Origin of the sequence: Streptomyces sp. H51, assembly GCF_035656535.1 — a bacterium.
Lineage (GTDB): Bacteria > Actinomycetota > Actinomycetes > Streptomycetales > Streptomycetaceae > Streptomyces.
Map to the genome: position 1 here is coordinate 196823 of NZ_JAYMHD010000087.1, position 13674 is coordinate 210496.

The 13674-nt window shown below is 70.8% G+C and carries 15 protein-coding genes; 8 read left to right on the forward strand and 7 right to left on the reverse strand.

What is annotated here, in order from left to right; genetic code table 11:
- Window positions 1–118: 118 nt before the first annotated feature.
- Together VKA29_RS34530 and VKA29_RS34535 are read right to left on the reverse strand one after the other, a co-directional pair.
- Window positions 119–1090, reverse strand: a complete 972-nt coding sequence (locus tag VKA29_RS34530; RefSeq protein ID WP_324789997.1) for a pirin family protein — start codon at window positions 1088–1090, stop codon at window positions 119–121.
- Window positions 1091–1278: 188 nt separating this feature from the next.
- Window positions 1279–1746: an SseB family protein gene (locus VKA29_RS34535; protein ID WP_324789998.1), complete on the reverse strand. Its 468-nt coding sequence runs from the start codon at window positions 1744–1746 to the stop codon at window positions 1279–1281.
- 142 nt (window positions 1747–1888) lie between these two features.
- On the opposite strand from VKA29_RS34535, the gene VKA29_RS34540 reads away from it, so the two are divergent.
- The 6 genes from VKA29_RS34540 to VKA29_RS34565 all read left to right on the forward strand — a co-directional run bounded on the left by VKA29_RS34540 (window position 1889) and on the right by VKA29_RS34565 (window position 7955).
- Window positions 1889–3715 (forward strand): acyl-CoA dehydrogenase, encoded by a 1827-nt coding sequence (locus VKA29_RS34540; protein ID WP_324789999.1) that lies wholly within the window; start codon window positions 1889–1891, stop codon window positions 3713–3715.
- A gap of 143 nt (window positions 3716–3858) precedes the next feature.
- Window positions 3859–5157, forward strand: coding sequence for a M18 family aminopeptidase (locus tag VKA29_RS34545; protein ID WP_324790000.1), 1299 nt, complete (start codon window positions 3859–3861; stop codon window positions 5155–5157).
- 129 nt (window positions 5158–5286) lie between these two features.
- Window positions 5287–5538, forward strand: a complete 252-nt coding sequence (locus VKA29_RS34550; protein ID WP_324790001.1) for a DUF6458 family protein — start codon at window positions 5287–5289, stop codon at window positions 5536–5538.
- 204 nt (window positions 5539–5742) lie between these two features.
- The gene (locus VKA29_RS34555) at window positions 5743–6849 is read left to right on the forward strand and encodes a glycosyltransferase family 2 protein (protein WP_324790002.1); all 1107 of its coding nucleotides are present in this window, start codon (window positions 5743–5745) and stop codon (window positions 6847–6849) included.
- A 43-nt stretch (window positions 6850–6892) separates the two neighbouring features.
- A complete protein-coding gene (locus VKA29_RS34560; protein ID WP_324790003.1) occupies window positions 6893–7051 on the forward strand; it encodes a hypothetical protein in 159 nt (52 codons plus the stop codon).
- A gap of 397 nt (window positions 7052–7448) precedes the next feature.
- Window positions 7449–7955, forward strand: coding sequence for an LURP-one-related/scramblase family protein (locus VKA29_RS34565; protein ID WP_324790004.1), 507 nt, complete (start codon window positions 7449–7451; stop codon window positions 7953–7955).
- A gap of 50 nt (window positions 7956–8005) precedes the next feature.
- Here the strand turns inward: VKA29_RS34565 and VKA29_RS34570 are convergent, their stop codons facing one another.
- Complete coding sequence (locus VKA29_RS34570; protein WP_324790005.1) at window positions 8006–8812, reverse strand: carbon-nitrogen family hydrolase; 807 nt, start codon at window positions 8810–8812, stop codon at window positions 8006–8008.
- Window positions 8813–9031: 219 nt separating this feature from the next.
- Between VKA29_RS34570 and VKA29_RS34575 the strand changes: the two genes are divergently transcribed.
- Entirely contained in the window at window positions 9032–9856 is an 825-nt protein-coding gene (locus tag VKA29_RS34575) for a maleylpyruvate isomerase family mycothiol-dependent enzyme (protein ID WP_324790006.1), read from the forward strand.
- Between the two features lie 222 nt (window positions 9857–10078).
- Here VKA29_RS34575 and VKA29_RS34580 read toward each other — a convergent pair whose 3' ends face one another.
- Together VKA29_RS34580 and VKA29_RS34585 are read right to left on the reverse strand one after the other, a co-directional pair.
- Complete coding sequence (locus VKA29_RS34580; RefSeq protein WP_324790007.1) at window positions 10079–11374, reverse strand: MFS transporter; 1296 nt, start codon at window positions 11372–11374, stop codon at window positions 10079–10081.
- On the reverse strand, window positions 11371–12033 hold the full coding sequence (locus VKA29_RS34585) for a GntR family transcriptional regulator (protein ID WP_324790008.1): 663 nt from the start codon (window positions 12031–12033) through the stop codon (window positions 11371–11373). Before VKA29_RS34585 ends, VKA29_RS34580 begins: the two co-directional genes overlap by 4 nt.
- Before the next feature lie 243 nt (window positions 12034–12276).
- Here VKA29_RS34585 and VKA29_RS34590 point away from each other — a divergent pair, with 243 nt between their 5' ends.
- Window positions 12277–13179 (forward strand): D-alanyl-D-alanine carboxypeptidase family protein, encoded by a 903-nt coding sequence (locus tag VKA29_RS34590; RefSeq protein ID WP_324790009.1) that lies wholly within the window; start codon window positions 12277–12279, stop codon window positions 13177–13179.
- Window positions 13180–13228: 49 nt separating this feature from the next.
- Here VKA29_RS34590 and VKA29_RS34595 read toward each other — a convergent pair whose 3' ends face one another.
- Window positions 13229–13420 carry a DUF397 domain-containing protein gene (locus tag VKA29_RS34595; protein WP_324790010.1) on the reverse strand — a complete coding sequence of 64 codons (192 nt, stop codon included), beginning with the start codon at window positions 13418–13420 and terminating at the stop codon, window positions 13229–13231.
- Complete coding sequence (locus VKA29_RS34600) at window positions 13417–13578, reverse strand: hypothetical protein (RefSeq protein ID WP_324790011.1); 162 nt, start codon at window positions 13576–13578, stop codon at window positions 13417–13419. Before VKA29_RS34600 ends, VKA29_RS34595 begins: the two co-directional genes overlap by 4 nt.
- Window positions 13579–13674: the final 96 nt, after the last annotated feature.

Genomic DNA, 13674 nt, shown 5'->3' on the forward strand with positions numbered 1-13674 from the left:
GGAACGGCCCCGGAGGACGCCCCGGGCCGGTGGCGTCCGGAGCGACGGGCCCGGACCTGCGGGAGGGCCCCGTCCCATCGGGGACGGAGCCCTCCCGCAGGGGTCGGCCGGGTGCGTCCTACAGGCCGCCCTCGGTCATTCCGTGCACGGCCGGGATCGTGCCCAGGCGGCCCTTCTGGAAGTCCTCGAAGGCCTGCTGGAGCTCCTCGCGGGTGTTCATGACGAACGGGCCGTAGTGGGCCATGGGCTCACGGATGGGCTGTCCGCCGAGGAGGACGACCTCCAGGTCCGGGGTGTGGGAGTCCTGCTTCTCGTCCGCGCGGACGGTCAGCGAGCCGCCGGAGCCGAAGACCGCCGTCTGGCCGAGGTGGATCGGACGGCGCTCGGCGCCGACCGAGCCCTTGCCCGCCATCACGTACGCGAGGCCGTTGAAGTCCTCACGCCACGGCAGCGTGATCTCCGCGCCCGGCGCCAGCGTCGCGTGGATCATCGTGATCGGCGTGTGCGTGATGCCGGGACCGGCGTGGCCGTCCAGCTCGCCGGCGATGACGCGGAGCAGCGCGCCGCCGTCGGGGGAGGTGAGCAGCTGGACGTTGCCGGCGCGGATGTCCTGGTAGCGCGGCGCCATCATCTTGTCCTTGGCCGGCAGGTTCACCCACAGCTGCAGGCCGTGGAAGAGGCCGCCCGAGACGACCAGGTGCTCCGGCGGCGCCTCGATGTGCAGCAGGCCCGCGCCCGCCGTCATCCACTGGGTGTCGCCGTTGGTGATGGTGCCGCCACCGCCGTTGGAGTCCTGGTGGTCGAAGATCCCGTCGACGATGTAGGTGACGGTCTCGAAGCCGCGGTGCGGGTGCCAGGGGGTTCCCTTGGGCTCTCCCGGCGCGTACTCCACCTCACCCATCTGGTCCATCATGATGAACGGGTCCAGGTGGCGGTAGTTGATCCCGGCGAACGCCCGGCGCACCGGGAAACCCTCGCCCTCGAAACCGCTCGGTGCGGTGGTCACAGCGAGTACGGGGCGTGCCACGGCGTCGGCCGGCGCGGTCACGCGCGGGAGCGTCAGCGGGTTCTCGACGGTCACTGCAGGCATGTCGGTACCTCCTTGTGCGGCTACTTTAGTTGAGCGTTGAACTTTCTGCCACCCAGAACACGGAGAGCCCGGAGGGCATTCCCTCCGGGCTCTCCCAGCCCCTCACGGGCTCTCGCAGGGTTCCTCGCGGGACGGCGGCCGCTCAGCCGCGCACGCGCCGCACCAGGCGTCCGCGAAGCAATGGCGTCTCAGCCGTACATGCGCCGCATCGCGAAGTCGACCATCTGCTCGACCGCCTTCGCGTCGAACACCATCCGGTGCTCGCCCTCCATGTCCAGGACGAAGCCGTAGCCGGTGGGCAGCAGGTCGATCACCTCCGCACCGGTGATCACGAAGTACTTGGACTCCTTGCCGGCGTACCGGCGCAGCTCCTTGAGCGAGGTGAACATCGGGATCACCGGCTGCTGGGTGTTGTGCAGCGCGAGGAAGCCCGGGTTGTCGCCGCGCGGGCAGTACACCTTGGACGTGGCGAAGACCTGCTGGAAGTCCTCGGCCGACATCTGGCCGGTGGTGAAGGCCCGCACCGCGTCCGCGAGGGACGGCGGGGACGGCTCGGGGTACAGCGGCGGCTGCTGGCCGTACCCGCCCGGCATCTGCTGCTGCGCTTGGGCGTACTGCTGCTGCTGAGCGCCCACACCCTGGTCGTAGCCGTACATGCCCCAAAGAGTAACGAGTCACAGATGACCGAATCGGGGTTGCTTCTTATTACCGACGGGTAGCATCATCGGAGCTACTTGTTGGTACGTGAACTAGCGCGAGGATCCAGTGCCTCGCCGATCTCTCTACGGAGCCGTCGCCATGGGGCACTACAAGTCGAATCTCCGCGACATCGAGTTCAACCTCTTCGAAGTACTCGGGCGCGACAAGCTGTACGGCACCGGCCCGTTCGAGGAGATGGACACCGAGACCGCCCGCAGCGTCCTCGAGGAGCTGACCCGCCTCGCGGAGAACGAGCTCGCCGAGTCCTTCGCGGACGCCGACCGCAACCCGCCGGTCTTCGACCCGGAGACCAACACCGCGCCGGTCCCGGCGTCCTTCAAGAAGAGCTTCAAGGCCTTCATGGACTCCGAGTACTGGCGCCTGGGCCTGCCCGAGGGAATCGGCGGCACCACCGCTCCCCCGTCCCTGATCTGGGCGTACGCCGAGCTCATCCTCGGCGCGAACCCGGCCGTGTGGATGTACTCCTCCGGGCCGGCCTTCGCCGGGATCCTCTACGACGAGGGCAACGACGTCCAGAAGGGCATCGCGAAGATCGCCGTCGAGAAGCAGTGGGGCTCGACGATGGTGCTCACCGAGCCGGACGCCGGCTCGGACGTCGGCGCCGGCCGCACCAAGGCCGTGGAGCAGGAGGACGGCTCCTGGCACATCGAGGGCGTGAAGCGGTTCATCACCTCCGGCGAGCACGACATGGCGGAGAACATCCTCCACTACGTCCTCGCCCGTCCCGAGGGCGCCGGCCCCGGCACCAAGGGCCTGTCCCTCTTCCTCGTCCCGAAGTACCTCTTCGACTTCGAGACCGGCGAGCTGGGCGGGCGCAACGGCGTCTACGCCACGAACGTCGAGCACAAGATGGGCCTGAAGGCGTCCAACACCTGCGAGATGACGTTCGGCGACCAGCACCCCGCCAAGGGCTGGCTGATCGGCGACAAGCACGACGGCATCCGCCAGATGTTCCGCATCATCGAGTTCGCCCGGATGATGGTCGGCACGAAGGCCATCTCCACCCTGTCGACCGGCTACCTCAACGCGCTGGAGTACGCCAAGGAGCGCGTCCAGGGTCCGGACCTGGCCAACTTCATGGACAAGGCCGCGCCGAAGGTCACCATCGCCCACCACCCCGACGTGCGCCGCTCGCTGATGACGCAGAAGGCGTACGCCGAGGGCATGCGCGCCCTCGTCCTCTACACGGCCTCGATCCAGGACGCGATCGCCGTCAAGGAGGCCGCCGGCGAGGACGCCAAGGCCGAGCACGCGCTCAACGACCTGCTCCTGCCGATCGTCAAGGGCTACGGCTCCGAGAAGGGCTACGAGCAGCTCGCGCAGTCGCTGCAGACCTTCGGCGGCTCCGGCTTCCTGCAGGAGTACCCGATCGAGCAGTACATCCGCGACGCCAAGATCGACACCCTGTACGAGGGCACGACCGCGATCCAGGGCCAGGACTTCTTCTTCCGGAAGATCGTCCGCAACCAGGGCGCCGCGCTGAACTCGCTCGCCGAGGACATCAAGAAGTTCCTCGCCCTCGGCACCGGCGGCGAGGAGCTGGCGGGCGCCCGCGAGCACCTGGCCAAGGCGGCCGTCGAGCTGGAGGCCATCGTCGGCCTGATGCTGACCGACCTCGCGGCCACCGAGCAGGACGTCAAGAACATCTACAAGGTGGGCCTGAACACCACCCGCCTGCTGCTGGCCTCCGGTGACGTCGTCGTCGGCTACCTGCTGCTCAAGGGCGCCGCGATCGCCGCCGAGAAGCTGCAGACGGCGTCCGCCAAGGACAAGGCGTTCTACACGGGCAAGATCGCGGCGGCGAAGTTCTTCGCGGCCAACGTCCTGCCCGGCGTCACCGGCGCGCGCAAGCTCGCCGAGGGCGTGGACCTGGACCTGATGGAGCTGGACGAGGCGGCGTTCTAGCCGCCTCCGCTCCCCGCCAGGGGAGCCTCCTGCCCGCCCCTGCCCCTCCCTTCCCCGGGAGGGGCCCGCGCGTCCCCATTTCCTTCACAAGGGGCCCGTTCCCAGCCCGGGAACGGGCTCCTTGGCGTCGTTAAGGTGAACCCATGAGCGCACCCTCCCGCTTCGACCGCGGCCACACCGACGACCTGATGTCCTTCCTGACGGCCAGCCCGTCGCCCTACCACGCGGTGGCCGCTGCCGCCGAACGGCTGGAGAAGGCCGGTTTCCGCCAGGTCGTCGAGACGGACGCCTGGGACGGGACCAGCGGCGGCCGGTACGTGCTGCGCGGCGGGGCGATCGTGGCCTGGTACGTCCCCGAGGCCGCCCCCGCGCACGCCCCGTTCCGGATCATCGGCGCCCACACCGACTCCCCCAACCTGCGGGTCAAGCCGCTGCCCGACACCGGGGCGCACGGCTGGCGGCAGGTGGCCGTCGAGATCTACGGCGGGCCGCTGCTGAACTCCTGGCTCGACCGCGACCTGGGCCTGGCGGGCCGGCTGACCCTGCGGGACGGCTCGACCCGGCTGGTGAACGTCGACCGGCCGCTGCTGCGCGTCCCCCAGCTCGCCATCCACCTGGACCGCTCGGTGGCCGCGGAGGGGCTCAAGCTCGACAAGCAGCGCCACCTCCAGCCGGTGTGGGGCCTCGGCAACGACGTGCGGGACGGTGACCTGATCGCGTTCCTGGAGGAGACCGCCCGGCTCGGCGCGGGCGAGGTCACCGGCTGGGACCTGATGGTGCACTCGGTGGAACCCCCGGCCCACCTCGGCCGCGACAAGGAGCTCGTCGCCGGACCCCGGATGGACAACCTGCTGTCCGTGCACGCCGCCACGGCAGCGCTGGCCGCCGTCGCGTCCGGCGGCTCGGACCTGCCGTACATCCCCGTCCTGGCGGCCTTCGACCACGAGGAGAACGGCTCCCAGTCGGACACCGGCGCGGACGGGCCGCTGCTCGGCAGCGTGCTGGAACGTTCGGTCTTCGCGCGCGGAGGATCGTACGAGGACCGGGCCAGGGCCTTCGCGGGCAGCGTCTGCCTGTCCTCCGACACCGGTCACGCCGTCCACCCCAACTACGCGGAGCGGCACGACCCCACGCACCACCCGCGCGTCAACGGCGGGCCGATCCTCAAGGTCAACGTCAACAACCGCTACGCCACCGACGGTTCGGGCCGCGCGGTGTTCGCCGCCGCCTGCGAGAAGGCCGGCGTCCCCTTCCAGTCCTTCGTCTCCAACAACTCCATGCCGTGCGGCACCACGATCGGCCCGATCACCGCGGCCCGGCACGGCATCAAGACGGTCGACATCGGCGTGGCGATCCTGTCCATGCACAGCGCGCGCGAACTGTGCGGCGTCGACGACCCGCACCTGCTGGCGAACGCGCTGGTGGCGTTCCTGGAGGGGTGAGCACCGGCCCGAACCCGGGCCGGTGGCGGCCGTCCTGACGAGACGTGAGCCGTCGGCTCCGCATGGGTGCCGGACGCGCGGGTACACGGAGGTGACCGGAAAGTCCGGATCGGACAGGAGGCGACACTCATGGGCCTCGGCGGATGCATCATCCTCATCGCCGCGGGAGCCATCCTCACGTTTGCGACCGACTGGCACATGCAGGGGGTCAACCTCGACCTGGTCGGCATCATCCTGATGATCGTCGGGCTGATCGGTGTCAGCACCTTCAGCAGCATCGCCCGGCGCAGGCGGGTGGTGGTACCGCCCACCACACCGGTCGTCAGCGAGGAGGCGCACCCCCATCGGCGCGACGGTTACAGCGACGGCTACGGCGTCTGAGGAACCGTTCGACCGTTTGCGGGACACAGCCGTACGCACAGGGCGATCCCGCACCCACAGGGCGATCACAGACAGCCGTGAGGGATTTTTTACCAGTTTCAACTTTCGGAGTTGTAGGGAAATCGTGAAGACTGTGGATCACCGTCGGATCCGGAACATCACCGTCCGGGTCCACTACGGCTTTCACGATGGGGGGTCCGAGCTGTGCGCCGTCATGCCGCGCGCCGCGCGCACGCCGCCCCCGGGGATCAGGACGGCAGACCTCGGCTTGCCGTCCTGATCCCCGCCCACAACGAGCAGGAACGTATCTCCTACGCCATCGAGGGCCTCTGGGAGCAGACCCGGCGCCCCGACCTGATCGTCGTCGTCGCCGACAACTGCACCGACGACACCGCCCGCGTCGCCGCCGCGCACGGCGCCCAGGTCTTCCACACCCGGGGCAACACGCACAAGAAGGCCGGCGCCCTCAACCAGGCCATCTCCTGGGTGCTGCCGCACCTGGACGACCGGGACCTGCTCCTCGTCCAGGACGCGGACACCGTCCTCAACCCCTGGTTCGCCGAGACCGCGCTCGCCACCTTCAACCGCAAGGTCGGCGCCGTCGGCGGCGTCTTCTACGGCGAGGACGGCGGCGGCCTCCTCGGCCTGCTGCAGCGCATGGAGTTCCACCGCTACGCCTGGGAACTGGAGCGCACCGGAGGCAAGGCCCAGGTCCTCACCGGCACCGGCACCATGTTCCGCGCCCGCGTGCTCCGCGAGGTCCGCGCCGCCCGCCGCTCCGGCGAACTGGGCGGCGGCACCGACTACTACAGCCTCGCCTCGCTCACCGAGGACGACGAGATGACCAAGGCGGTCAAGACCCTCGGCTACCGGACCATGTCCCCGGCCGGCTGCGCGGTCACCACCGAGGTCATGCCGAGCCTGTCCAAGCTGTGGCACCAACGGCTGCGCTGGCAGCGCGGCGCCCTGGAGAACCTGCGCGACTACGGCTGGACCCGGGTCACCGCCCGCTACTTCCTCCAGCAGATCCTGATGGGCTTCGGCGCGCTCTCCTTCCTCGCCTACCTGACCTACATGACCACGTACACCACGCTGTACGGCTGGCCCGGCCTCTCGCCCTTCTGGACGGCGATCGGCCTGATCTTCGTGGTCGAGAAGACCGTCTCGGTACGCCGCGCCGGGCCGCTGGCCGTGCTGGTCGCCGCACTGATGGTCCCGGAGATGCTCTACGACCTCTTCCAGCACGCCGTCTACTTCACCTCGCTGTGGGGGCTGGTCCGCCGCAGCGAGGAGAAGTGGGTGGCCACGTGAATCCCCTTCAACCCTCTTTCAACCCTTCCAGGAGAAAAGCGACATGTACGGCAGAGTGATCGGCGCGGGCACGACCGGCGCCGGAGGCGCGACACTGGCGGCCACCGGCCTGTGGATGAACAGCATGGCGATGCTGGTGGCGGCCACCACCCTGGTGGCCGCCGGGGTGGCGGTGTTCAAGCTGGTGCCGCGTCGGCGGTAACCGGCAGGAGGTACACCGGCCGCCGCTCTCCACGGCGGACGCGGACGCGGCCGGGGGCGGGTGGGGGCGGGCGGCGGCGGCGGCGGCGGCGGCGGCGGCCGGGGACCACCCGGGCCCCGCCCGCCGTTCCCGGGCAACCCACCTGCCCCTCACCCCCGCCGGGTGCCGGGGCAGTCCTCTTCGGCCGCCCTGTCCCGGCCCCGGCGCCTGACTCCGCTCCGCCCGCAGCCCGGGGCGGGGCGGGCGCGGCGCGGCACGGGACCGGGCTCAGCCCGGCGGCCCTTGCTCAGCCCGGCGGCCCTTGCTCAGCCCGGCGGCTCGGGGGCCGGGGCCGGGGGCTCAGTCCGTCGGCCTAGCGGCGGCGTCGCGGGCCGGCCGGCGGGGAAGCGCTGACGGTATGAGATTCCTGGTACGCGACCGGCTCCTCGGCATCGGCGAGGACTACTGGATCGAGGACGAGCACGGCGACAAGGTGTTCCTCGTCGACGGCAAGGCCATGCGGCTGCGGGACACCTTCGAACTGAAGGACCGGGACGGGCACGTGCTCGTCGACATCCACCGGAAGATGTTCGCGCTGCGCGACACGATGGTGATCGAACGCGGCGGCGAGGCCCTGGCGACCGTCCGGCGCAAGCGCCTGTCGCTGCTGCGCAACCACTTCCGGGTCACCCTGGTGGACGGCACCGAACTCGACGTCAGCGGCCGGATCCTCGACCGGGAGTTCGTCGTCGAGTACGACGGCGAGGTGCTGGCCGTGATCTCCCGCCGCTGGCTGCACGTGCGCGAGACGTACGGCGTCGACGTCGTCCGCGAGGACGCGGACCCGGCGCTGCTGATCGCGGTGACGGTGTGCGTGATCCACCTGGCGGAGAAGGAGCGGGAACACGGCCTGGGGGAGGACTGAACCCCCGTCCCAGCCGGGGGCAGGGGTCATGGGACAGGGGTCACGGGGCCTCAGGAAGGCCGGGGCGCGGGCGGGGGTGCCAGGCCCAGGACGCGGTCCTTCAGGGCCGGGAACTGCTGCCGGGTCGCCGCCACCTTCGCCGGGTCGAGGTCGACGGTGAGGACCTCCTCGCCGGCGTCCGCCTCGGCGAGCACCTCGCCCCAGGGATCCACCACGATCGAGTGACCGGCCTGGGGAACCCCCGCGTGGGTCCCGGCCGTTCCACAGGCGAGCACGAACGCCTGGTTCTCCACCGCCCGCGCCCGGGCCAGCAGCGTCCAGTGCGCCCGGCGGCGCTCCGGCCAGCCCGCCGGGATCACCAGGATCTCGGCGCCGGCGTCGACGAGCGCGCGGAACAGTTCGGGGAAGCGGAGGTCGTAGCAGGTGGCCAGGCCGGCGGTGGTCTGCGGCAGCCGGACGGTCACCGGTTCGCGGCCCGCTCCCATCAGCACGGCCTCGCCCTCGTCGAAGCCGAAGCGGTGGATCTTGCGGTAGGCGGCGGCCAGGTCGCCGGAGGGGGTGAAGACGAGTGAGGTGTTGTAGAGGGTGCCGTCCGGGTCGCGCTCGGGGATCGAGCCCGCGTGCAGCCACACGCCCGCGTCGCTCGCCGCCTTCGCCATGGCCTCGTACGTCGGCCCCTGGAGCGGCTCGGCCTCGCCGCCGAAGTCCTCGTAGGCGAAGGCACCGGTGGTCCACAGCTCCGGGAGCACGACCAGATCGGCTCCGGCCTGTTCCCGTACGAGCGACGACACCCGCCGCCGACGCGATTCGACCGATTCGTCCTCGTTCACGGCAATCTGAAGCAAAGAGGCGCGCACACTACCACCGTCCTGGCATGGAAGCCGTCCACTCGGGCCTACGATCGTCACACGAAAGCACTGCCGGGGTGCCTCACAGCAGCGTAACTTGGGGGCACCCCCGGCTCGAGCGCGACCGAGAGCTGGGGGAGTTCCAAGACACCCGCCGAGTGCAGCCACCTCCCACTGGCAAAGCCGCCACAACCTGCCCGTGTACCGACCGCCGAGGGGTCCCGTTCCGTGAGTCTGCATCCCACCCTCCAGCCCTACGCCGACGCCTGGACCCACTCCATCGAAGCGATATCCGAACTGGTCCGGCCCCTCGTGGAGGGCGAGTGGAACTGGCGCACACCGTGCCCTGGGTGGTCGGTCCGTGACGTCGTCTCCCACGTCATCGGCCTGGACTGCGAGATGCTCGGCGACCCGCGGCCCATCCACGCGCTCCCGCGCGACCTGTTCCACGTCACCAACGAGCACCAGCGCTACATGGAGATGCAGGTCGACGTCCGCCGCCACCACACGGCGCCGGAGATGACGTCCGAGCTGGAGTACGTGATCATCCGCCGCAACCGCCAGCTGCGCAACGAGAACCGGCAGCCGGGCGCCAAGGTGCGCGGCCCGCTGGGCTCCGAGCTGACGCTGGAGGAGTCCATGCGCAGCCACGCCTTCAACGTGTGGGTGCACGAGCAGGACCTGCGCGCCGCGCTCGGCCGTCCCGGCAACCTCGACTCCCCCGGCGCGCACGTGGCCCGTGACGTGCTGCTGGCCGCGCTGCCGGAGGTGGTGGCGAACCGGGCCGAGGCGCCGCGCAGTTCGGCGTTCGTCTTCGACGTCCACGGCCCGATCGAGTTCCTGCGCACGATCCGCATCGACATCCAGGGCCGCGGCACCCTCGAGACGGCCCCCGCGCTGGGACCCGCCGCGACCTTCACCCTCGACTGGGAGACCTACGTCCGCCTGGCCTGCGGCCGGGTGACGCCGGACGCGGTGGCGGACCGGGTCAAGGCCGAGGGCGCCCCGGAGCTGACGTCGGCGATCCTGCGGAACTTCACGGTGACGCCGTAGTCCGGGGCGCTGCCGGACGGTGGTCCGGAGGCCGCGGGACCAGGCCGCACCGCGTGCCGACGGCGACGCGGTGCCCCGCCCGGCGCCCGGGACACGCCGGTGAGCGGGGCCGCCCGACTGGTCTCACGGCTGCGCGGGGCCACGCCTATGACCGGGCCGCGCAGGTGAGCGGGGCCGCGCAGGTGAGCGGGGCCGCGCAGGTGAGCGGGGCCGCGTCGTGGGTCACGCGGGCACGTGCACCGTCTCCACCCGGCTGGCCACCAGCCGCTCCCGCTCCCGGCGTGCCGCCCGCCCGCCGAGCCGGAGGATCTGGCTGACGCCGAGCGCCTGGAGCACGAACACCGCGGAGAAGGCGACGGTGTAGTTGTCACCGGTGGCGTCGAGCAGCACGCCGATCGCGAACAGCGTCGTCATCGAGGCGACGAAACCGCCCATGTTGGTGATTCCGGAGGCCGTGCCCTGCCGCTCCGGCGGGTTGGCCGGCCGCGCGAAGTCGAAGCCGAGCATGGACGCGGGCCCGCACGCGCCCAGCACCGCGCACAGTGCGATCAGCAGCCCCATCGGCGCACGGGCGCCGGGCCACGCCAGGGTGAGCGCCCACATGACCGCGGTGGCGCCCACCGTGCCCAGCGCCAGCGGCAGCCGGGCCGCGTGGTGCCGGGCGACGACCTGGCCGTAGACCAGGCCGACGGCCATGTTCGACAGGACGACCAGGGTGAGCAGTTCCCCGGCCGTGGCGCGGCTGAGCCCCTGCGCCTCGACCAGGAACGGCAGCCCCCACAGCAGCAGGAACACCATCGCCGGGAACTGGGTCGTGAAGTGCACCCACAGCCCGAGCCGGGTCCCCGGCTCCCGCCAGGAAGCGGCGATCTGCCGGCGCACGTAGGCGGCCCCCCGGTGCGGCAGCGGCTCCGGTTCGTGGCCCTCGGGGTGGTCCTTCAGGAAGACCAGCAGCAGGACGAGGACGACGGCTCCGGCGAGCGAGCTGCCCGCGAACGCCGCCGTCCAGCCGACGCCGTGCAGCAGCCGGGCCAGCAGCAGCGTGGAGACCAGGTTGCCGGCCATGCCCACGAGCCCCGCGAGCTGCGCGACGAGCGGGCCGCGCCGGGCGGGGAACCAGCGGGTGCCCAGCCGCAGCACGCTGATGAACGTCATCGCGTCGCCGCAGCCGAGCAGCGCCCGCGAGGCGAGCGCCATGCCGTACGACGGCGAGAGGGCGAAGCCCAGCTGGCCGGCCGTGAACAGCACGGTCCCGATGCCCAGCACCTTCTTGGTGCCGAGCCGGTCGACCAGGAGCCCCACGGGTATCTGCATGCCGGCGTAGACCAGCAGTTGCAGGATGGAGAAGGTCGACAGCGCCGAGGCGTTGACGTGGAAGCGGTCGGCCGCGTCCAGCCCGGCGACGCCGAGGGACGTCCGGAAGATCACGGCGACGAAGTAGACGGAGACGCCGACGCCCCAGACGGCGATCGCGCGCCGTCCGCCCGGCGGGTCGCCCGGCAGGGTGGAGACGCTCATCGGATCTCCCCCCGCGCCAGGTGCGAGAACCAGCCGACGTGCCGGTGCACGACCCCGACCGCCGCGTCCGCGTCCCCGGAGCGCAGCGCGTCGAGGATCTCCTCGTGCTCGGCGAGGGTCTTGGCGATCCGGTCCGGGTGGGAGTGCATGACGGCTACGCCCATCCGCAGCTGACGGTCGCGCAGCTGGTCGTAGAGGCGGGAGAGGATCTCGTTGCCGCCGCTGCGCACGATCTCGGCGTGGAAGCAGCGGTCGGTGACGGCGGCCGCGGCGAAGTCGCCGACGGCGGCCTGCGCCCGCTGCCGGGCCAGCAGTTCCTCCAGCCGCTCGACGAGACCCGCGGATGCGGGTACGGCCTTGCGGGCCGCGTGCTCCTCGACCAGCAGGCGGGTCTCGATGACGTCGGCGATCTCCTGCGCGGACACCGGCAGGACCAGCGCACCCTTCTTCGGGTACAGCCGGATCAGCCCCTCGACCTCCAGCCGCAGCAGCGCCTCGCGCACGGGGGTGCGCGAGACTCCGACGGCTTCGGCGAGTTCGCCTTCGGTGAGGAGGGTCCCGCCCTCGTAACGGCGTTCCAGGACGGCCTGCTTGACGTGGGCGTACACGCGGTCGGCGGCGGGCGGCCGCTTGACGGGTGCGAGTGGCACTGAAGGCATGAACACAGCATAGATACAACACGTACGCATGTCCGGGCCGGTCCACCATGCGGACCGCGGGCGGCCGGCCCCGCGTCGGGCGCGGCACGCACGTGGCCCACGCCACAGCCGGATCCCGAATTCACCCCATCAACCGCACAACCTTCTGTGCTACTTACGTGTCACACACGTGCGGCCCCAGAATCCATGCACGCTCAACCCGGCCGCATTCCAGGGGCATTCGACTCAATCGGGGTACCTCACTTGATTACCGGCATCAAGGGCTTCCGTCTTCGCAAAGCCGCAGCCGTCGCCGTCACGACCGGCGCGGTGTTCGCCACCGGAGCGCTCACCGCGGCTCCGGCGCAGGCCTTGACGGCGCCCACCATCACCGCCAAGGGCGGATACCTGATGAACAGCGCCACTGGCACGACCCTCTACAGCAAGTCCGCCGACACCAAGCGGCTGACCGCCTCGACCACGAAGGTCATGACCGCCAAGGTCGTGCTGTCGCAGTCGAACCTGAACCTGGACACCAAGGTCACGATCAAGAAGGCCGTCAGTGACTACATGGTCTCCAAGGGCTACCCCTCGTCGGCCCACCTGATCGTCGGCGACAAGGTCACCGTCCGGCAGCTGCTGTACGGGATGATGCTGCCCTCCGGCTGCGACGCCGCGATGGCCCTCGCCGACAAGTTCGGCTCCGGCACGACGGTCAGCGCGCGCGTGAAGTCGTTCATCTACAAGATGAACACCACGGCCAAGAACCTCGGCATGACGAACACGCACTTCGACTCGTTCGACGGCCTGAGCAACGGCTCGAACTACTCGACGCCGCGCGACCTGACGAAGCTCGCCCGCAGCGTGATGAAGAGCACGACGTTCAAGACCGTCGTGAAGACCAAGTCGTACACGGCGAAGACCATCACCAGCAGCGGCGCCACCCGCACGATGGCCACCTGGTACAACACCAACACCCTGCTCGGCTGGAACGGCACGCTCGGCATCAAGACCGGCTCGGGCCCCGACGCCCACTACTGCCTCGTCTTCGCCGCCACGCTGAACGGCGAGTCGGTGATGGGCACGGTCATGACGGCACCGACCGCCACGGACCGCACGAACGACGTCAAGAAGCTCATCAACTACGGCTACGCCAGGATCAGCTGACGTCCCGCTCCGCGCTCCGAGGGCCCGTCGCAGCCGGCGGCGGGCCTTTTCAGCGCCCGGGGCGCCCCACGTACGCCGCGAAGGACGCCCACGCGGCGGGCCCGACCCGGAGTATGGGCCCGCCGGCCCGCTTGCCGTCCCGCACGGCGACGGTCCGGGGGACGTTACGGGCGACTCCACGCACTCCCCGTTGCCGCTGCTGCAAGTGAACTCGGCGAACCGGAAAGGCGACACGGCTCACAGCTCCTTGCGGATGCGTTCGATCAGGGCGGCGGAGTCGCGAAGCGCGAGGCCGCTGCGGGCGATCCGCTCGAACGTGACGTTGTGACGCGCGGCGTCGGACTCGCTCTCCAGCCACGGCGTAGACGAGGGGTCCGTGGAGAAACCGACGGTCGGCAAGAGCGTCTGGGCGGAACTCGACCTCGTCAGAGGCCCGGACGCCGGACCCGCTCCGTCGGCCGTGTCACCCACCCCGCTGAGGCCGCAGGCGGACGG